Genomic DNA, 20,450 nt, shown 5'->3' on the forward strand with positions numbered 1-20,450 from the left:
GCCCTCAAAGACGGTACCGACCAGTGATTGCATATGCCTTAGGACATGCGCCTTAAAGCATGCAGCTGACGCAGCCTTCGACCTCGGTGCCTTCCAGCGCCTGCTGGCGGATCCTGATGTAGTAGAGGGTCTTGATCCCCTTGCGCCAGGCGTAGATCTGAGCCTTGTTCAGATCGCGGGTGGTGGCTGTGTCGGGGAAGAAGAGGGTCAGAGAGAGCCCTTGGTCCACATGCTGGGTGGCCTCGGCGTAAGTATCCACGATCTTCTTCCAGCCAATCTCGTAGGCATCCTCGAAGTAGTCCAGGTTCTCGTTGGTCATGTAGGGGGCCGGGTAGTAGACGCGCCCGATCTTGCCCTCCTTGCGAATCTCGATCTTGGAGGCGATCGGGTGGATGGAGCTGGTGGAGTGGTTGATGTAGGAGATGGACCCGGTCGGGGGGACGGCCTGGAGGTTCTGGTTGTAGATGCCGTCCTTGAGGATGGCCGCCTGGAGTTCCTTCCAGTCCTCAACCGTGGGAATGTGGACCTTGTACTGGTCGAAGAGGTCCTTGATCCGCTGGGTCCTGGGCTCCAGGGAACGGCTGCCCTCAGTGTACTTGTCGAAGTAGTTCCCCTGGCCGGCAGGCTTGGCATAATCGGACTTGGCGAAGGAGGCGAAGGCCTTCCCCCGCTCCACGGCCAGGGCATGTGAGGCCCTGTAGGCGTGGTAGGCCACGGTCATGAAGTACATGTCGGTGAAGTCCAGCCCCTCCTCGGACCCGTAGTGGATGCCCTCGCGGGCCAGGAAGCCATGGAGGTTCATCTGGCCCAGACCGATGGCATGACCCTCGTCGTTGCCCCGCTTGATGGAGGGAACCGCCTCGATGTTGGTGTGGTCAGAGACGGATGTCAGGGCCCGCACCGAGGTTTCGACCGTGTCGGCCAGGCCGCCGTCCATGGCCTTGGCGATATTGAGGGATCCCAGGTTGCATGAGATGTCGCGGCCGATATGTTCATAGTTCAGATTCTCGGAGTAGGTGCTGGGCTCCTGGACCTGCAGGATCTCCGAGCAGAGGTTGGACATGGTGATCCGGCCGTCGATGGGGTTGGCCTTGTTGACCGTGTCCTCGAAGAGGATGTAGGGGTAGCCGGACTCGAACTGGATCTCGGCCAGAGTCATGAAGAAGTCGCGGGCGTCGATGTACTTCTTGTGGATCCGCTTGTCCTTGACCATCTCCTCGTAGTGCTCGGTGATGGGGATGTCAGCGAAGGGCTTGCCGTAGACCCGCTCCACGTCGTAGGGCGAGAAGAGAGCCATGGGCTCCTTGCGCTTGGCCAGCTCGAAGGTGATGTCGGGAATGACCACGCCCAGGGCCAGGGACTTGATGCGGATCTTCTCGTCCGCGTTCTCCCGCTTGGTGTCCAGGAAACGCATGATGTCAGGATGGTGGGCCGACAGGTAGACCGCGCCGGCACCCTGGCGGGCACCCAGCTGGTTGGCATAGGAGAAGGAGTCCTCCAGAAGCTTCATGACCGGAACCACACCGCTGGACTGGTTCTCGATGTGCTTGATGGGCGCGCCCATCTCGCGCAGGTTGCTGAGCAGCAGGGCCACGCCACCGCCCCTCTTGGACAGCTGCAAGGCAGCGTTGACGCCGCGGGAGATCGACTCCATGTTGTCCTCGATGCGCACAAGGAAGCAGGAGACCGGCTCACCGCGCTGGGCCTTGCCCAGGTTCAGGAAGGTTGGGGTGGCGGGCTGGAAGCGTCCGGAGATGATCTCATCCGTGTACTTCATGGCGGCCTGCTCATCCCCGTCGGCCAGCTCCAGGGCCACGGCCACACAGCGCTGGGGGAAGTCCTCCAGGTAGCGCTTGCCATCGAAGGTCTTCAACGCATAGGAGGTATAGAACTTGAAGGCGCCCAGGAAGGTCTCGAACTCAAAGCCGCTCTCGGCCGCATGCTTGTAGATCCTGTCCAGGAACTCAGGGGTATAGCTCTCGAAGACCTTGCGATCGTAGTACTCGTGATCCAGGAGGTAGGCAATCCTCTCGGCCGTGGAGGGGAAAGTCATGGTGTTGGGCCGTACGTGCCGGTCCATGTACTGGCGCTCGGCCTCGCGGTCCTTGTCGAACTGAATCCTGCCGTCCTTGTCGTACAGGTTCAGCATGGCGTTCAGGGCATGGTAGTCGTGAGCCGGATCGAAGGTCTCCTCATCCTCGGATGCGGTCCTATCCAGGGCCAGGGACGTGTCCTCGTTTGCTCCCATCGGGTGTCCTTTCATGAGTATTGCAGTGATAGTGCGTGTAATGAAATAGGCTCAGGACTCGGGGTGGTTGCGGAAGAAATCCACAACCCCGCGGCGGACCTTCTCCTGGTCCTCCTTGGTGCCCATGAGCTCGAAATAATAGAGGAAAGGCACATTGCACTTGCGGGAGATGATGTCCCCCGCCATGCAGAAGGCCTCCCCGAAGTTGGTGTTGCCCGAGGCGATGACCCCGCGGATGCCGGCCCGGTTGGCCGGGTCGTTCAGGAAGCGCTTGATCTGCGGCATGACCGCCTTCTTGGCTGATCCGCCCCCATAGGTGGGGACGATCAGGATGTAGGGCTGCCGAATGTTGAGCGGCGGATCCTTGGGCCTCAAAGGGATGCGGAAGACGTCAATCCCCTCGTCATCCAAATGGCAGTTGGCGATGAACCGGGCGGTGTTGCGCGAGGCCGACGAGAAGTAGACCACGGCCCCCAGGCGCTGACCCTGGGCGGCGAACTCGGGAGCACTGAGCTCCGAATCAGTTCCGGCGGTCTGCTGTTGCTCCATGCTTCCTCCTGATCAGGCCATCCAGAGCCTGTCTTGACGGTGATGCCCGCCCTGAAGACGGACCGATCAGAACCCGCCCAGCGCGAGCCTGAACTACTATATGTGCTATTGATATTAAAAACGGTGAGCATATATAGGGTTTTCTGTGCCCAATATCACAGCAGATCCAACTCGCCTAGAAGTCCCAGTCGTCGTCGTCAGTGGACTCGGAGTGCCCCATGACGTAGGAGGAGCCCGAACCTGAGAAGAAATCATGGTTCTCGTTGGCCGATGGCGACAGGGCCGCCAGGATCTCCGAACTGACATCAGTCTGGTCGGCCGCAAACCGAGCCGGGTAGCCCAGGTTCATCAGCGCCTTGTTGGCATTGTAGCGAACGAAGGCGAAGACGTCCTCGACGAAGGGGAAGCCCTCATAAATCTGCCCCGAGTAGACCATCTCCAGGTCGTAGAGCTTGTCCAGCAAATCGTTGGTGAACTTCTCCAGCATGGCCTGGTCGGCCTGTGTCCTCTCCTCCAGACCCCGCTGATACTTGTAGCCCGAGTAATAGCCATGGATGGCCTTGTCACGCAGGATCAGACGGATCATGTCGGCCGTATTCATCAGCTTGGCATGGCTGGAGAAGTAAAGGGGCAGATAGAAGCCCGCATAGAGCATGAGCGAGGAGAGCATGGTGGAGGCCACCTTGCGCTTCAGGGGATCCTCGCTGACATACTCGTGCAGGACCGTGTGGACGCGCTCCTGGAGGACGTCGTTGGCCACAGCCCAGCGGTAGGCCTTGTCGATTTCCTCGCTGGAGCAGAGCGTGGAGAAAACCGAGGAGTAGGAGCGGGCATGGACCGACTGCATGAAAGCGATGTTGGTATAGATGGCCTGCTCCTGCTCGGTGCGGGCGTGATCGATCTGCACCAGCTCACCGATGGTGGCCTGCGTGGTGTCCAGCATGGTCAGTCCGGTGAAGACACGAACCGTGGTCTGGCGCTCATGATCGGTCAGGGTGTTCCAGGATGGGATGTCGTTGGACAGGGGCACCTTCTCGGGCAGCCAGAAGTTGGAAACCAGTCGGTTCCAGACCTCCAGATCCTTCTCGTCGGTGATGTTGTTCCAGTTGACCGGGCGAATCCTGGCCTCAGGGGTGACACGGTACTGGGGCGGGGTGATGGATTGGCGCATCATCTCGTCGTCGGCATAGACGCCGGCCTCTGACTTGGTGCTTTCTTGCGTGCTTTCCTGCTGGCTCATGACAAAACCGCCTTTCGTGAATCAGTCGACTGCTGCTGGAGCTGCACTCCCATTCCGGCCAGAATGGCCCTGACCGCTTGAACATCCTCCGCGGTGCCCAGCAGCTCGAATCGATAGAGCTCAGGGACGCCGCACCGGCGGGCTATCAGAGGGCCGGCCGCGCAATAGGCGCTGCCAAAGTTCCGGTTGCCCGAGGTGACGACTCCGCGGATCAGTCCGCGGTTGACCGGATTGTTCAGGAAGTGGATGACCTGCTTGGGCACGGCCCCCTTGGCTGACCCGCCGCCATAGGTGGGCACCAGCAAAAGGTAAGGCGCATCCATAATGGGCATGGGCTGGCGCCGCTCGTACAGGGGGATGCGGATGGGCCCCTCCACGCCCAGCCGCTGCACAAAGCGGTGGGTGTTGTTGGAGACGCTGGAGAAGTACACCAGCTTGGAGGCACCATCGGGAGGATCGTGCCGATCCACATCTGCTGAGGACATAGTGACTGTTGCTCCTTGGTAAACACTATATATTGGATAGACTAGGCCAGCCAACCACAATATATAGGTTTATCCAAGACGACACAAGCTCACAAGAGCAAAACAGCCTTTGCTGTGACATTCCAGACAAGGACGGAGACAGCAATCATTGGCATTTACGCTCGCGACAGTACGCGGCCTTCAGTCAGCAATCGGATCCTGCGGTAAACCCTGCCGACGCAGATCAGCGCAAACTTCCAGGACCCGGTCGTTGGCTTCCCGCTCCCCCACAGTGATGCGGATGCCCTCGCCGGGGAAGGTCCTGACCGACAGGCCTGCGTCGCGGAAGCGCTGATCAGCCTGTGCGGCGGCCTGGCCCAGAGGCAGCCAGTAGTAGTTGGCCCGAGGCTCAGGAATCTTCCACCCCTGCTCCTGCAAACCAGCCAGGATCCTGGCCCGTTCCTGCTTGAGTGCCTGGACCCGTTCGGCCAGGCGGTCCTGTGCGTCCAGGCTGGCCATTGCCGCCGTCTGGGCCACATCGGTGACGCCGAAGGGCAGGGCCACCTTGTTCATACCGGCAATAATCGGCTCCGCTGCCACGGCGTATCCGATCCGCAGACCAGCCAATCCATAGGCCTTGGAGAAGGTCCGTGCCACTATCACATTGGGATGCTCGCGCACAAGCGTCAATCCGTCGGCTCGATCAGGGTCGTCGTTGAACTGTATATACGCCTCATCAAAGAGCACCGGCAGGTCTGCGGGCAGGGCTTGCAGGAGCCGTTCGGCCTGATTGCGATCGACGTTGGTCGCAGTCGGATTGTTGGGATTGTTGACAATGACCAGTCTGGTGTGGTCATTGACCGCGGCGATCATGGCCTCGATGTCATGGCGCCCCTGCTTATCCAGAGGCACAGGCACCCCGGTGGCGCCAGCCGTGGTGATGATGATGGGATAGGCCTCGAAACTGCGCCAGGGATAGACCACCTGATCGCCGTGACCGGCCACCAGGTCAACCAGCTGGGTGATGACCTCAGTGGATCCGCATCCCAGTTGAATGCATGCTGGATCGACCCCGTGCAGCTTGGCCAGCCGCTCTACCAGACGGGTGCCATGCATGTCCGGATAGCGGTTCAAATGGCCCAGGGCCTGCTCTGAGACGGCCTGAAGCACACCGGGCAGGGGCGGGTATGGGTTCTCGTTGCTGGAGATCTTGTAACTGGTTAACCCGGGAACGGCTGGTGCCGGGCTGCCCTGCCGGTATCCGGGAAGGGAATCAATGCTGGCGCGATGACGATAGTACATGGGCACCATGCTAGTGGCCGCCACATGTCCCTGCGGCATCTGGTCCGCTGCACGGTCCTGACGAGACGCAAATGGCCCCTGGTCCTTTCACAGGACCAGGGGCCACTAATCACCGCCTCTTTACTTGAGGATGGCCAGAACGTCGCGCGCGGATACAATCAGGTAGTCCTCGCCACCGTAGTTGACCTCGGTGCCGCCGTACTTGGAGTACAGAACCTTGTCGCCAACCTTGACATCCATGGGGATGCGCTCGCCCTTGTCGTCACGACGGCCGGGGCCTGCCGCCAGCACCTCGCCCTGCTGGGGCTTCTCCTTGGCGGTATCGGGGATGACCAGCCCGGAAGCGGTCTTGGTCTCCGCCTCAGCCTGCTTGATGACGATCTTGTCTTCCAACGGTGTGAGTGAAATCGACACTGTGGACCTCCTACATCTTGTGAGAACAGCCAATGAACCCACGCCGGAACGTCGATGAGAGGCTGACGAACACTCACCACGCATTCCTTTGCGCTACAAGTCATAGTAGCGCGAAATTAGCACTCTGCCAACTTGAGTGCTAACGCTGGTGGTGAAAGATTGATTGTCGATTGGCCCCTCAGGACTTGGCTGACGGACGACGCCGGGCCAATATGGCCTCCACGCCGATGGACAGGGAGTTCTCGCTGCGGTCAGGCGCTTCGACCTGGGCCTGCATCTCCCTCTCATGGAAGTCGTCGGGCCGCCCATCGGCCTTCTTCTTTTCGGGGGGACGGGCCACGGAGACCTGACGGGTTGACTTGATCTCCAGGCTGTGGGGACCCTCATCTTCGTTGCTCTTGCCGTCCTTGTCCGCTTCCTCGCCGCGGGCCGATCCCAGGGAGAAGGAAATCAGATCCTGGCCTGCCGCCATGTCGAAAGCATCCAAGGCCGGAGAGGGATTGATGCGTTCGAGTTCGTTGGTGGCATCCTCCTGGGCCTTTGCCGAGGACGACGATGCCGCGGATTTGGAGGCCTGATCTGACGAAGCCTGGTGCTCTTTGCCGATAGACGCAGAGACCGATCCGGACTTGCCTGAATGGGCAGCGGCGGATTGGGCAGGCATCGACTGTGAAGAAGTAGGCCGGACTGCAGACTTCGAGGCAGCGGATTTGTCCATTGGCGACTTGGGCGTAGCAGATTTGGAGGCAGCCTTTTGGGCCTTTGAGGATTTGGCAGCTGCCGGTTTGGAAGCCGCCGGTTGAGAGGCCGCTTGTTTGGCTGGGGTCTGCTCAGAGGCCTTCTTGGTGACGGGCTGCATGTTCGAGGTATGTCCGGTCTGAGCAGCAGTCTTCTCATTCGACTTTGCGGACCCGGCCGAACCCTTGGCCTTGCTGGTGCCGGCTGACGGCTTTGCTGGCTTGGCGGAATTGTGCTGCCTGGCCTTGAGCGCTGCCTGCTGATCAGCCTTGGCCTGAGCCAGCGTTTGACGAATCTCACCCTGGTCAAGCACATCCGTGGCAGTTTCCGTGCGGCCCTCATTCTTGGCCTGCACAGGCCTGCCGGAGGTCTTGCCCTTAGTCAGACTGGCCGCCTGCTGACGACGCTGCCTAGCACGCCGCTGGGCCAAATTGCGCTCCCAAATCCGAGCCTGGGCCGAAGCATGTGCGCCGGCGGCCAACACCACTATCACCAAGGCCAGAGGAATCAAAGTGAACCATGGGCTGTAACCTACAAGGTAAGAGAGCCCAGCCACCAGCAGAGTGATGACCAACAGGGTAAGGACCAGGATGCGACGACGGCGTATGGCCGCGCGGCGCAACTGTCTGATCTGCTTGATGCGCTGGGCCTGACTCAGCCGGTTGCCATCCTGCTGCCCTTGCTGCATGACCAACCCTTTCACCGTCCTCGACTGCCTGTCGCAGAACCTCATACCGTCTTCCCGACCCACCATGTGCAGGGAGGTGGAAAGCCTGTCCTGGCGATGCTCCGAGGCCCGCTTCATGCCCTTGACGGTGCGAAACGGCAGCCAACCCAGCACCAGAATCACTGCAATCACCAAAACCATGATGCTGCTGAGTGATTCATAAACCATAGGTACTACGTTAGTTGACGGTATGCCCCAAGCGGCAAGTCAAACCCAGCGTGTCGACCATGTCCGCCCCAGGGGTTCATAAACGGGCCAGCAGATCTGGATCGAATTGGTCGCTGATCCAGGCAAAGGTCAGGTGGTCCCGCCACTGTCCGTTTACATACATGTAGCTGCGACGCAGCCCCTCCGGCTCCATGCCCAGCTTTTGTACTACACGCAGGGACCGCTGATTTTCAGGCAGAATCGCAACCTCCAGACGGTGCAGATGAGGCCCGCTCCTATCCTTGAAGACCCAATTCGCCACCATGGCCAAGGCCAGGGGCGCGAATCCGTGACCGATCCAATCCTGGTCAACCCAGTAGCCCGCTACCCCCGTGCACATGGAACCATAGCGGATGGCGCCTAGGGAAATCTGCCCTACGATGCTCTGATGAAAATCCATCAGGAAGACCGCCGAAGTACCCTCCTGCCGGGCACGCTCCAGCTCCTGCATCCACTGGGCATAGGTCATGCCAGGTCCGTGGCGGGGATCCCCCGATTCCCATGGGGCCAGCCAATCACGATTCCTCCATCGAACCGCATTCCATGCTGATTGATCACCCTCGCGGATGGGTCTCAGCAGGAAGTCCCCATGGCCTGGGGGCGGGGTCAGACGATCAGGCAGGTTCAGGGCATGGCCCGAGCGGGCCCGGGAACCCTGCCAGACCTGACGGAAGGTATGCAGAACCGACATGATTCCATGTTCTCACCGAACGGCAGCTGAGGCAGACAGGCGTCCATCCGGGAGAGCCCCTACTGGTAGAACTGAGGACATGAACGAGCAGGAACGCATCGATATGGACAAGCAAGATCGGCGTGGCCGGCTGCTTGAAGACCGAAGGCACATCGATCAAGCCCAATGCCTGGATGCGGGCCGCAAGCTGGCCTATCTGTTGGCCGACCATGTGCTCCCCGGAGTCGAACGCTCCCGAAGCGACCAGAGCCTGACCGTGGCTGCCTTTGCCTCCATTCGGGGGGAGATAACCATGGACCCCAGTCTTGACCTTCTGCTGGGCCGGAGATACCAGGTGCTCATCCCCATGCTGGGCACGGGCACCCAAGTAGGCTGGGGATGCCTGCAATCAGAGCATGATCTGGATGGCATGAAGCGGATTCCCGGCTGGCGGCCGGACGAACCCGATATGCCGGCACTGCCAGCGCAGGCTTTGCATCAGGCTGATCTGATCCTGGTGCCGGCACTGGCCATCGACCATACCGGCATTCGTCTGGGTCGGGGCGGCGGCTGGTATGACCGGGCTTTGGCCTTGCGCGCTGAACAGACCACAGTGGTGGGCATCTGCTGGCCCGGCGAATTCGTTGAAGCTCCTCTGCCCCATCTGGACCATGATCTTCCTGTGGATGCCGTCCTGACGCCTGAAGGTTTCACGCCCACAGCCGCAGGTCTATCACGAAGACACAGAGCGGACCATAATGGTGATGAACAAGACTGACGAGAGGCCCGGTACCGATTCTTCTGGTCGAAGCCACCACTAGGATATTGGGTGTTGAACCAATCGTCGCGCGAACCGACCATCAGCGGAGGGAAAGAACGGTGCCCACCTATCATTATCGTTGCAAGAACTGCGGATACGACTTTACCAAGGAGCAGTCTTTCAACGACGAACCCATCACCATCTGCCCCAAGTGCGGGCAGCAGCAGGTCCGCAAGGTCTTCTCCGCAGTGCCTATCGAGTTCAAGGGTCATGGTTTCTACCGGACCGACGGAGCCTCATCTTCCTCCTCTTCGAGCTCCACAAGCAGCAAGTAGACCAAGAGGCACATTCGACCACATCGACCATGCGGACCCATACGCCGGTCAACATCCTGGCAGGCTGGGGGCATGGTCGATTTTCCCATCTTCACCAAGAAGAACAAGCCTTCAACGGTCACCAGCACCCTGACTCGCCGACGGCGGCTTTTTCGGCTACGGCGCGTAGGGGCCGCCCTGGCATTGGGGCTGGCAGTCTTCTGTGCCCTGCAGATCCTGGTCCAGGCGCAGGGCCGTCTGTCTGTATTGGTCGCCGCTCGGCCTATTGCACGCGGCTCAGCCATCGAGCCTGCCATGGTTCGGACACGAATCCTGCATGGCAGGGAACGGCTGCCCGGCCTGATCGCTTCATTTGGGCAAGTACGCGGACGGAGGCTGATGGTCAGCGTCCGCACAGGGCAACCGCTGACCACGGCCATGATCAGCAACAGACCGGCACAGCCGGCCGGGACCACCCCAGTGACGGTCCGCCTGGCCGATGATCCGGGAGACCTGCAGGCCGGCGATCAGGTGAGTTTGCTAGCCGCGGGGAACTGCCCGGCCGACAACGGCCCGCATCCCACCCAATCCAGTTCCCTGCCGCCATCCTCCAAGCGAGACCAACCCCGTTCCGATAGTGTGCCGGGGCTTGCCCACAGTCGACAAGTCAACGAAGTACAGACACCGGCTCCCAGGCAGGCCTCGGGTGGCGGACGCTGCATGATAGCCGAGCAGGCTCTGGTTTTGCAACCAGCGCAGACCGTCCCCAGGAATCAATCCAATCCAGACGGGCGGGAGGGCGACCAAGGCCGGCAAGGATCCCAGTCCATCTTCGCTCTGGATGCCAATCAGGCCCTGCTCTTGTTGTCGCTGGATCCATCCACCCCTGTCATTGCCATCCGCCCCGAAAGAACCTCTGCACCGACACCCTCCAATCATGTCGGAAAACCGAAACCATCCTGCGCCCGCGATAATGGAGGGAGAAGCAGGCATGGGCGCTCCATGCGCTACATCAGCTACGGAAGGATGCAGGATGGCCTCGATCAATCAGGTGGCGGCCAAGGATACCGCCGAAGCAGTGCACAAGATCTCGCAGATCAGCAACAAGGGTGTGCTGGGCGAATTCAAGCAGTTCATCTCGCGCGGATCCATGGTGGATATGGCCGTGGGCGTGGTCATGGGTTCAGCGGTGACCAGCGTGGTAAACGCCATCGTCAACAATCTGATCAGCCCCCTGATCGCCATGATCTTCGGCAAACCGGACCTGTCGGGGCTCCTTACTATCAGCTACCGGAACGCCACCATCTCTTTCGGTGCCATTCTGACGGCCCTACTCAACTTCCTCTTGATCGCCATCGCTGTTTACTTCTGCATCATTATGCCCATCAACAAGCTGCGGCAACTGAGCAGGGCCGCCTCGGGCATCAAGGACCAGCCCAACGCACCCAGCCCCCAGGACCAGAGCCTGCAGCTGTTGCGCCAGATCGCCGCCGACATCCACCAGTCAACAGGTGCAGACAGTCAAGATGCCGGAACCGGTCTGCCGACGGGACAGAATTAGAACCAGCAGTCAGTCGCCACGCTCATTGGGGAAGAGTCCCCAATGCGGCGGCAGCTCACCCAGGATCCGTCGGTCATCCCCGTCAAGACGATCCTGCGTGCAGACCTGATCCTGAGGATCCTCCTCGATGCCGTCAACATCGAACCGTTCCGTGCCTGGGCGAACCACCCGGCGATGCCGACGTCGGCGTGAAGCTGCGGGATTACCGGCCTGATTTCCCCGGTCTTGCTGATTATCCGCCATCAACGCGCCTGATGGTAGATATCGGCAAGGCGAGCGACGATCCTATCGGCTTCCTTATCAGGGTTGACAAAGGCCGAAACGCTCCAGACCGTCATGACCGACCAGCCAAGATACTGCAGGTCCTCGGTGGTGAACCGGTGACGCTCCCTGGTGGACTGAGTGTGCATGAACTCGGCATCGTCGGTCAGCACGGCCAAAGCATAGGGCTTGTTCTTGAGCCCCACCACCAATGGAATTCGGGGTGCCTGGTCATAACCGTAATCCAGGGCAACATCCAACCCTCGGGTCCGCAGCCGCTGGGCCAAATCCCGGAAGAGCACATTGGTAGACTGCTCGGCCTGCTCGGGCCGGACCGGCTCCGCGTCAGGATGCTCAGCCCAGGTCAACAGATCCTTGAGCAGACGCGGCCCGGGCTGGTGAAGACGGTCATCCTCCAGATCCTCAGCAGAGAAAGCTGCGACAATGTCCAGATTCCGATCCGGCAAGACCAGAGCATCCAGCAGCATGCCCTTGCCTCTTTCGCCTTCCAGATCGCCAAACTGCTGCAGGAGACGGCCGTGGGTGGTCTTGGCAAAGCCCAGAGTGAGGATCACGTCTGTGGCCCGGGCACCGCAGACCTCGTCAATGCCGACAATGCGTACGTGCCGCAGGAACTTGGCGAAAACCCTGTCCTTGGCGGCTGCCGACTTGAGTTCAGCGCCCAGCCGCGAGCGATGGGTAGCTGACAGAGTGACCACAGTCAGCAGGTAACTGTTCGGTACCAGGGAAAAAGATCCGGCCTTGCGCTTGAGCATATCGACGATAGCAGCGACCTCCTGCTGGCTGGACTCGACCAGACCGGTGGCCATGACCGGGACGCCAGCACCCTCCACCCTGGTCAGGGTCACCCTGCCAGGCTCCCGGCAATCGGGCACAGGCGCCGACAAATCCCCATAGCCGTGATCCTTCAGGAAGGCGTCCAGACGAATCGAGCGGCGCGAAGGCCGGGCTTTGACAGTGACCGGAACCAGACGGTCGATCAGCTGCAACAGGCCATCCGAGGTTACGGTCGGCCGGTGGGCGATGACTGCCACCTGCCGGGCTCGAGCCAGCACAGTCAGGACCTGGATGGAAGGCATATGGGCCCCGGCGTCGATGATGACCGTATCGGCCAGCTGTGTCGGATTGGTTCTGGTCGCCAGCGTAGCAGGAGTCGCGATGATGATGGGCTTGGCCGCCGACAGTATGCTGGGATGGGCCTGTTGGAAGACCGGAAGGGAGGCACCAGGGTTGCCTGCCAGCATGGTGTGCAGCTGATTGGCCTCCTGTGTGCGCGAGAAGAGCAGCTCGGACAGACGCTTTTCGCTCTCCTGGGCAACCATGGGCCCTATGCTGGCCACGTGCTGTGCATCCACCTGGCTAAAGCGGTCGGCCGCGTTGGATAAGGCGGAACCGTCCTGGTTGGAGATGATCTGCGAGGAACGCATGATGTCGTCAAAGACCGTGGTCCACCACGCCAGCTGCAGTTCGGCCCGTACCGCCTTACCTTCAACCTGTCGGTTGCGCAGATCCTGGACCAGGCCATCCAGACCCGCCTTGTTGAATTCACCCTCCAAAGCGCAGCGTTCAGGCAAAGTATCCAGGGCTGTATGGTCGTCAAAGAGGGCCTTGAGCCGCTCCTCCACCTTGTTGAGGTCCATGGTCTCCAGATCACCGCCAGCCGGAGTTGAGTCCAGGACGGTGTCCAGAGCTGTCATGTCACGAATCAGAGATTCCTGAGTGTCAATGATGACGTCCAGCTTGGGCGGCAGGACCGGCCAGCCGCCGTGGGGGACGAAGGTCCGCCACTGCTCGGCCTGCTTTGAGACCACCACCAGCGACTCGTGCAGATCCTCGACCTGCGCACCAGGCCTGAGCAGGCTCTTAGCCTCCTTGACAAGACGTCGACGCTCCCAGAACCCCAGATTGGTGCCATCAGCCTTGCGATCGGCCTTGGACTTGGTGGCCTCGATCATGGCGGGAATGTCGCGCTCGAAGATGGAGGGCTGGAAGACATCCAGAACACGGCGCAGGTTCTTGAGGACCACCACCTGCCGTCCCCAATCCTTGACGGTGGCCGGCACGGGGAATCCACAGGTCTCTACAGTAGATTTGACCTGCTCACGGGTGTCCGGCAGAAGCCGCTGCAGAAGACGAACCACACGGGAGTAAGCATCCACGGCCTCGTTATCGTTGATCAGTGTGGCACCGAACCAGGGAGTGTCTTGGGGGCCGATGACGAATTCGCCCAGCTCGGCAGCCCTCTCCAGCTTGTCCGCCCAGGCATCCAACTCGGGCTGCAGGTTGTGGGCCGTGGCCGCACCCAAACGGACACGGGTGGCAGGATGCGTAGGCATGTTGGCAATGTTGGCCAGATTCTGAATCGTCTGGTAGGCCGAAACTCCCCAGCCCGAATCCACTCCATGAAGATCGCCCAGGTAACGGGTCAGCCGGGAACGGACACCCACAAGCTCGTCAGCCACCTGATCAAAATGCTCGCTGGCCTTGCCGGGTTTGAAGCCTACCGCATCGATCAAACGCTGATCCAGGACGCGGCCCAGTTGGTCGTCGGTCAGGTCAAGGGCCATGCCAGCCATCCCGGCAGCTTCCAGACGGTGTTGGAAGCGCCGCTTCTCCTCCACCACACAGGGCACATAGAGCACTGTCCTGCCTGCGGTGACGCAACGCGAGGCAATGGCCAAAGCATCGTCGGCGCTGTGGCGGCCGGTCTGTTCATCCACAAGCACGCTATGCCCGGTCGCCACCAGCTGGGCTGCATAACGGACCCGGTTGGCCACATCTCCGGACTCGAATTCGCTGTGAGGATCCGCATCGAAGGGACTGTAGTCGGGCACGGATCCGCCCTTGAGCCGCTCGGAAGCCGCCTGGTCGCCTGCCAAAGCATCCAGCAGATCGTTACCGGTGGACCCGACAGTCATCCGGTCCAGAATCCGGAGGCTTTCACCAAGCAGCTGGGCCGATGGCTCGATGAAACACCCTAGGACAATTTTCCGTTCGATGGTGAAGTCGCTGATATGCGGCGTGATCAGGGCCGTCATGTCCTTGAACAGCGATGAAGTTTCTGGCGTGCCGCCCTGATAATGGGAGGCGGAAAACAGGCGGTCAGGATCCAGGGTGATGCCTCGCTCGCGCATGGCCGATATCAAGGCAGGATTAAGATCCACCTTGCCTGTGAATCTGATGGAGGCTCTGGAGGTTCCCTGTGTGCTCTCATCAATACGCACAGGGTAGAGCAGAACAGGCATGTCGCGCCCCTGCCAGGCAGCCACTCCTACCACCATGGAGAGCTGGGCAAAGCCGCTGGCACGCTCCTTGGCGGCCTGATCGTCCAGAACCCGCTCCATGCGCCGGTGGGCCGCGCGCAGCATGCCCCGGTCTCGGAAGAGCGCATCCAGATGGACCTGGCCGCTGGCGAAAAGCTGTGCAATGCCTGAAGGATGCGCATGTGACAGGTCCATCTGCGCAGCCAGCTGCGATACACTCTCCAGAGGAGTCAATCCCACCTGGTTCTGGTATTCCTGGCGCCATCCTCGAATTCGATCCAGAGGAGTCAGCGGAGCTTTGACCTCTTCTACCGCACGGTCGGGGGAGGATTCGGCCGCTGATGCCTGTGCATCCTCGGTACGTTTGCCCTGTTCCGATCCCCCGGTGCTCATTACCGTCTCGCTCATCCGTCTACTCACTTCCGCACGGCGTTCAGATATTCGTGATACCCCTCATTGTTTTGCAGGGCCGCATCGATGTCCCGGTCGCCCTGGGCCTCCAACCAGGCGTAAAGATCATCGTAAAGGGCCGGGTTCATGGCCAGGAAAGGCAGCAGCTGCCGATGCTTGGCCATGGCGAACTGCAGGGCGAAGTCCCCGGTTCGCTTGGCATCATCAGAACTCATCCCGTCCACCTCTATGGCTTCCTGGCCACGGTCATAGTCGCCCTTGGAAACCCGTTCGAAGACGGATCCGGGCTCAAAGGCCGGCTGGTATTGATGGTCATCATCCGGCTTTTCCGCTGGATCAGGAAGCCGGGACTGATCCGGTTCCTCCTTGGACAGGCGGGCCAGCTCCACAGCTCCCAGCGGGGTGAACCCCTGGGCTGAGCCTGATTCGCCCCCCCGGCCTTGTCTGGACTGGCCGTCTGCATGGCCTTTGTAGTCGGAAGAGACGCTTTCATCTTGTTGACCACGATCATCACTAGCATTCTGGTCATAGCGTTCCTGGTCATGAGCGGATTCAGCGGAACGCGAGCGACGAGCATCAGCGAAAAGGTCACGGTCGACCGGCTGCCTGTCCTCCTCCTGGGTGCCGACCAGCGGCAGACCCTGCTCGGATTCGTCCTCCTGCCACGGCAGGGGTCGGCGGTCTTCGTCACGAGAGTCCTGAGCCTGGAAGTCCCCTTCACGCCGGCCACCCTCGCGGCCTTCGAATTCTTTGTCATCCGGCTGGTCAGCATAGGCTCTGCGAGGGTCAGCTACCTGACCATCTGCCGAGCCAGTACCTGCCGATCCCTTGTCAGTCTGGCCACGCTCTGCTGAATCAGGATCGTCATAATACCGCGCTTGCGAGTCACGCGTATTCGCAGACGCTGATCTTCCGGAGAAAGGCGGCGACGCGCTATCCTCCGAGTCGCGAGCAACTGAGGCAGACCTGGGACGATCTTGTGAAATTCCGTCCGCCTCTTGGGAAGAATCGGCTGTCCTGGCGGCACCCAGGGCCATATCATGAAGGGCGGTGACCCGGTTGCGGACCCCGTCGGCCTTGAAGATGCCGGTGGGCTCGCCGGCGCGCATGTCCAGAATGTCGTCAACGGACATGTCAGCTGCATCAGGCTCCACCGTGCCGCGGGGCTGTGTGGAGTATGAGAAGAGGTCAGGTACCCGGAGCGAGGGATCGGTTTGGTCTTCTTCGGGATTGCTGATGCGCACGAAATCGACAGGAACATCACCGAACTGGAAACGAGCCGAGGTGCTGGACAGGGGGTAAGCGGCATCCACAGGCAGCCTGACCAGTGATCCGTCAGACTGAATCAGATAGGACCCGTTGGTGGAACCCATGTCGCGCAGGGTGGCCAAACCGTCCTGATCGACGGTGAAAATGGCATGTCGTTTTGACATGGATTTAGTCTGATCGGTCACCTCCAGACGACGCCGGCCGTCATCGGGCAGCGGACGCAGAGGCTTGCGGCCGATCTCGACGGTCTCGCCAGGCTTGAGCCGGGTCTCTTCCACCCCATTGAACTTGATTATCCACACCTGCCCCGGTCGCCGATCGTCACTCACGTTTTCGACCTCCCAAATCTGCAGCCGCCTTCACTCGGTACTATCGCCTATTCTGTCATGAAACCCAGAGATAGGATTGATTGCGTGCCGAATTAACTGATAAAGGACACATGAAGGACTGGCAGACATGCCGGAGCAGTGAGCCTTCCCTGCAGGCAAGGCTTGGGCATCGAAGTGAACCGCATAAAATGGCGGCCGCCCTGGCTCCGGATAAAACCATCAGAGTCCATCAGCGGCCGCCATCATCGAATCAGCCCTGGTCGTCCTCTCCCTCATCGTGGTCATCAGCTGGGTGCGGAGTCATATGGACAACGAATTGGTCATCCTCCGGCACCCTACTGCGGTTTACGTGGTCGGAGTCTGACACATGACAGGAGACCGTCCCAAAAGCCGGTACACTCACCGGTCGCCAGCTGGCGCCCCAGCCATTGACGGTCAGGACTGCCCGGATAGGCTCTCCGGTCGGGTTGTAGAGGATAACGCTGAGCTCGCCGTCGTCGCGAACGAAGGCAACCGAGCCCAGACCGCCTGTCCTTCCGTCGCGGGTATAGCTGGTGGAGGCCACCCTGCGAGCGCCGATCGGCACATCCTGCCCGAAATTACGGAGCATGAAGTATTCCAGATTGCGCTTGACACCGCCAGTTTGGGAATCGATGGTGATGACCCCGCGCCGGCCCATAGTCCGCGCCCAGCTGGGCAGACCCTGCTCATCCAGAGCCAGATTCCACAGGTCAATCATGCCCACGCCCTGGCGGACCAGTCCGATGCCGATCTCTCCGAACATGACATGGCTGGCCTCGTCCACCTGCTCGTCCAGCATGCAGCGCCGCTCACTCATGACCGAGCGCCATCCGGGGAACTGCCTGGTGGCATTCACGACCCACTTGGGCAGGCCGGAATATGTATGCATAGCCGTACCGGCAAAGCTCTGGGCTTCGACAGGGGTCATATAGTCGCTGACCGGACGGCTGAAGAACCTCAGACCGTCATCACCGAAGAAGATCTCCACCTCGGGGAAGCTGCGATCCAGAGCCGGACGCAGGTAGTCCACACCCCAGCGCACCAGCTCCTCAGGGGTCCAAATCGTCATAGGCCAGGGTGGATTGTTTGAGGGCTCGTTCTGCATGGTCACTGCTGCAATGGGAATCCCGAGCTTCTGGTAGGCCTCGATAAAGCGGACAAAATAGCGGGCATAGGCCGCATCGACCGTGTCCTGTCGACGATAGCCGTTGCCGCAGTATTGCCCCAGCCGCAGACGACCAGCCCCGTCCAGCCGACCGCTGTCCTTCATCCAGGCGGGTGCGCTCCAGGGAGAGGCCAGAATCCGCACGCCCGGGTTGATGGCCATGATCTCCTGAAGGACGGGGACCACGTACTTCATGTCCCTGGTAGCTTCGGGCGAGCCTGGCTTCCCCTGCCCAATGGAGAAGTAGGACATACCCGCATCCGACAGTACTCCCTCGGGCAGGTCATCATAGGAGTAGTAGCGCTGGCTGGAGAAGTCGCAGGACCCCATGGAGATCCTCAAGGTGGACAGGCCTGCCTGAGCCGGATCGAAGAGCTCGGTCAGAATCCGATGACGTTGGTCAGCATTCATGGCCGTCATGAACAGGTAGGCGCTGGAGTCCGTCAGAGCAGCGCCGACCCCCTCCCAGTACTGGTAGCGTCTGGTGGGATCAACGACAATGGGAACGGCTGCCTCGGGCCTAGTCGTCGTCTCAGGGGTCGCTATAGGTTCTCGCCGCTGGGACAGATCCCCTGCCGTCGCGGTCCAAATCTCCTTCATAATCGTATTTCTCCTTCCGCCGGGCTCTTTCCCGGTTTGCAGAATCCGAGCCTCAGTCCTGTCCTGGAGCCTTGTCGTCCACAGTATGCGCAGGCAGCTGCAGAGCGAAGTCCTCATCCTCGGGCACGGCCGAATCGTTGATCCGCTCACTCGTCGTCGCGTGCATGGTCACGGTCCCCCAGGCGGGCACGGTCACGCTCTGCCAGCGGTCCCCCCAGCCGTTGACGGTAATGGCCGCCTTGATAGGCTTGCCTGTGGGGTTGTAGATGTGGGCGGCGATGGATCCGTCCGGTGCCAGGAAGGCCACGGAGCCCAACGAACCACTCCAGCCGTCCGGGGTGTAGTTGCTGGAGTCGATCACCACTGAGCCCGGCTCCACGTCCTGGCCGAAGCTGCGGAGCATGAAATACTCCAAATTCCTGCGGACCTTGCCGCTGCCATGGTCGATGGTGACCACGCCGCGCCTGCCATCGGCACCGATCTGGTTGGGCAGCCCCCGCTCGTCCAGGGCCATGTTCCACAGGGTAATGAAGGAGGAGCCATGCCGGACCAGCCAGTTGCCGATGACGCCAGACATGATGTGTGCGGCATCCTCCGGGGTCTGGTTCAGCATGCAGCGACGCTCGGTCATGCCATAGAGCCACTGCGGATAGACCCGGTTGGCATAATCCAGATGCGGGTAGTCGTTGTCATAGGTATGCAAGGTAAGACCGTCGATGGACCGGGCCTGTTCTGCGGTGACATCCTTGTCGACCGGTCCGGTCAGGCAGTGTCCCGAGTCATCGTTGATGAAAATGCGCACCTGGGCGTGCCGACGATCCAACGCAGGCCTCAAGAAGCGGTGGGCAAAGTCGGCCTGCTGGGCCAGCGTCCAGAGCATGGCCGGCCATGGAGCTGCATTGGAGGGCTCGTTCTGTACAGTGACCGCCCAGATGGGGATGCCTATGGCCTCCATCTCGTCGATGTAGCGGGCGAAGTAACGAGCATAGGCCCCTTCGACAGAGTCCTCCAACGGATCATAGCCGTTGCCTGTCCACTCATTGAAACGAAGATGGCCACCCATACACAGGTGGCCGGTATTCTTCATCCAGGCTGGTGCAGTCCAAGGGGATGCGATGATCTTCACGGCAGGATTGATGGACAGTATCTCTTGCACGACGGGGATGATGTACTTGTAGTCCTTGGTGGCGTCCGGGGCACCGGGCTCACCCTCGCCCAGAGAGAACCTGACCAGATCCCTGTCCTGCTCGCCGAAGGGGATGTCGTCATAGGTGTAGTAGGGCTGGGAGGACGGCTCGCAGGAGCCCAGCGGAATGCGGATGACCGAAAAGCCGCCCTTGTCAGGGTTGAACATATCGTCCAGAAGAGCATGTCTCTGCTGCGCGGATTGACTGCCCCAAATCAGCGATGCCGCGGCATCAGTGATGGCGGCTCCGGCCCCGATCCAGGGCTGATGGCGCTGGCAGGGATCGATGACGATGGGCCTGGCGTCCTTGGGCTTCTCTCCCATTGGAGGGGCTTGCAGAGGCCGGCGGCGATCGGTCAGGTCACCAGAGGTCACGGTCCAGAACTGGTTGGTGAAGGTGATGGTCATGATTGCTCTCTCGTTGTCATATCTGGGCATCGGCGTCGTGGTCGATAGGACAGGGCTTAGCTTAGCAGCGAACACAATCACAAACAAACTGTTTCGATCAACTTCGATCATTACGTTTGCAAGGTCATCTCTATGCTTCTGAGTAGCGAAAACTAAGGTCACGACTGCAAAGCGCATGTGCCCATACACATCGGGTGCAGATTGGCTCAGAGCAGCCTATTCACCCCGCGCGCACAGCCGACAGGATGTATAAGAAAAAGCCCCGCACCGTCATTAACGGTTTGGGGCTTTTTAACATGCAAGGGCTCAGAAGAGCCGATGA

16 protein-coding genes and 1 pseudogene are annotated in these 20,450 nt (G+C 60.6%); 4 read left to right on the top strand and 13 right to left on the bottom strand.

The window, feature by feature from the left end; genetic code table 11:
- Window positions 1-52 precede the first annotated feature (52 nt).
- The 8 genes from nrdE to H3V09_RS05225 form a co-directional block, all read right to left on the bottom strand.
- Complete coding sequence (gene nrdE / locus H3V09_RS05190; RefSeq protein ID WP_110425749.1) at window positions 53-2,248, bottom strand: class 1b ribonucleoside-diphosphate reductase subunit alpha; 2,196 nt, start codon at window positions 2,246-2,248, stop codon at window positions 53-55.
- A gap of 51 nt (window positions 2,249-2,299) precedes the next feature.
- Complete coding sequence (gene nrdI / locus H3V09_RS05195; protein ID WP_015022389.1) at window positions 2,300-2,797, bottom strand: class Ib ribonucleoside-diphosphate reductase assembly flavoprotein NrdI; 498 nt, start codon at window positions 2,795-2,797, stop codon at window positions 2,300-2,302.
- 175 nt (window positions 2,798-2,972) lie between these two features.
- Window positions 2,973-3,968, bottom strand: a complete 996-nt coding sequence (nrdF, locus tag H3V09_RS05200) for a class 1b ribonucleoside-diphosphate reductase subunit beta (protein ID WP_046323878.1) — start codon at window positions 3,966-3,968, stop codon at window positions 2,973-2,975.
- A 65-nt stretch (window positions 3,969-4,033) separates the two neighbouring features.
- Window positions 4,034-4,522: a class Ib ribonucleoside-diphosphate reductase assembly flavoprotein NrdI gene (nrdI, locus tag H3V09_RS05205; RefSeq protein WP_121913617.1), complete on the bottom strand. Its 489-nt coding sequence runs from the start codon at window positions 4,520-4,522 to the stop codon at window positions 4,034-4,036.
- A gap of 180 nt (window positions 4,523-4,702) precedes the next feature.
- Window positions 4,703-5,803, bottom strand: a complete 1,101-nt coding sequence (locus H3V09_RS05210; RefSeq protein WP_198191450.1) for a histidinol-phosphate transaminase — start codon at window positions 5,801-5,803, stop codon at window positions 4,703-4,705.
- 120 nt (window positions 5,804-5,923) lie between these two features.
- A complete protein-coding gene (gene groES / locus H3V09_RS05215) occupies window positions 5,924-6,217 on the bottom strand; it encodes a co-chaperone GroES (protein ID WP_015022393.1) in 294 nt (97 codons plus the stop codon).
- 178 nt (window positions 6,218-6,395) lie between these two features.
- Window positions 6,396-7,823 (bottom strand): hypothetical protein, encoded by a 1,428-nt coding sequence (locus tag H3V09_RS05220; protein ID WP_198199036.1) that lies wholly within the window; start codon window positions 7,821-7,823, stop codon window positions 6,396-6,398.
- A gap of 103 nt (window positions 7,824-7,926) precedes the next feature.
- Window positions 7,927-8,580 carry a GNAT family N-acetyltransferase gene (locus tag H3V09_RS05225; protein ID WP_198191364.1) on the bottom strand — a complete coding sequence of 218 codons (654 nt, stop codon included), beginning with the start codon at window positions 8,578-8,580 and terminating at the stop codon, window positions 7,927-7,929.
- Window positions 8,581-8,659: 79 nt separating this feature from the next.
- On the opposite strand from H3V09_RS05225, the gene H3V09_RS05230 reads away from it, so the two are divergent.
- The 4 genes and pseudogenes from H3V09_RS05230 (at window position 8,660) to H3V09_RS05245 (ending at window position 11,194) form a co-directional block, all read left to right on the top strand.
- Entirely contained in the window at window positions 8,660-9,337 is a 678-nt protein-coding gene (locus tag H3V09_RS05230; protein WP_198191363.1) for a 5-formyltetrahydrofolate cyclo-ligase, read from the top strand.
- Between the two features lie 101 nt (window positions 9,338-9,438).
- Entirely contained in the window at window positions 9,439-9,654 is a 216-nt protein-coding gene (locus H3V09_RS05235) for an FmdB family zinc ribbon protein (protein WP_044097723.1), read from the top strand.
- 72 nt (window positions 9,655-9,726) lie between these two features.
- Window positions 9,727-10,065 (top strand): annotated as a pseudogene (locus H3V09_RS09175) (SAF domain-containing protein); the annotation flags it as partial.
- 718 nt (window positions 10,066-10,783) lie between these two features.
- The gene (locus tag H3V09_RS05245; protein ID WP_390895337.1) at window positions 10,784-11,194 is read left to right on the top strand and encodes an MscL family protein; all 411 of its coding nucleotides are present in this window, start codon (window positions 10,784-10,786) and stop codon (window positions 11,192-11,194) included.
- Between the two features lie 9 nt (window positions 11,195-11,203).
- Here the strand turns inward: H3V09_RS05245 and H3V09_RS05250 are convergent, their stop codons facing one another.
- From H3V09_RS05250 to H3V09_RS05270, 5 genes are all read right to left on the bottom strand, one after another.
- Window positions 11,204-11,437: a hypothetical protein gene (locus tag H3V09_RS05250; protein ID WP_198191362.1), complete on the bottom strand. Its 234-nt coding sequence runs from the start codon at window positions 11,435-11,437 to the stop codon at window positions 11,204-11,206.
- Entirely contained in the window at window positions 11,437-15,147 is a 3,711-nt protein-coding gene (locus H3V09_RS05255; protein ID WP_232339463.1) for a helicase, read from the bottom strand. Before H3V09_RS05255 ends, H3V09_RS05250 begins: the two co-directional genes overlap by 1 nt.
- Before the next feature lie 8 nt (window positions 15,148-15,155).
- Window positions 15,156-16,748 carry a variant leucine-rich repeat-containing protein gene (locus H3V09_RS05260; RefSeq protein ID WP_198191361.1) on the bottom strand — a complete coding sequence of 531 codons (1,593 nt, stop codon included), beginning with the start codon at window positions 16,746-16,748 and terminating at the stop codon, window positions 15,156-15,158.
- A 250-nt stretch (window positions 16,749-16,998) separates the two neighbouring features.
- Window positions 16,999-18,534 carry a glycoside hydrolase family 30 protein gene (locus tag H3V09_RS05265; RefSeq protein ID WP_198191360.1) on the bottom strand — a complete coding sequence of 512 codons (1,536 nt, stop codon included), beginning with the start codon at window positions 18,532-18,534 and terminating at the stop codon, window positions 16,999-17,001.
- Window positions 18,535-18,586: 52 nt separating this feature from the next.
- Window positions 18,587-20,128 (bottom strand): glycoside hydrolase family 30 protein, encoded by a 1,542-nt coding sequence (locus H3V09_RS05270; RefSeq protein ID WP_198191359.1) that lies wholly within the window; start codon window positions 20,126-20,128, stop codon window positions 18,587-18,589.
- Window positions 20,129-20,450 lie beyond the last annotated feature (322 nt).

This window comes from Bifidobacterium sp. M0399 (assembly GCF_016100595.1).
Lineage (GTDB): Bacteria > Actinomycetota > Actinomycetes > Actinomycetales > Bifidobacteriaceae > Bombiscardovia > Bombiscardovia polysaccharolytica.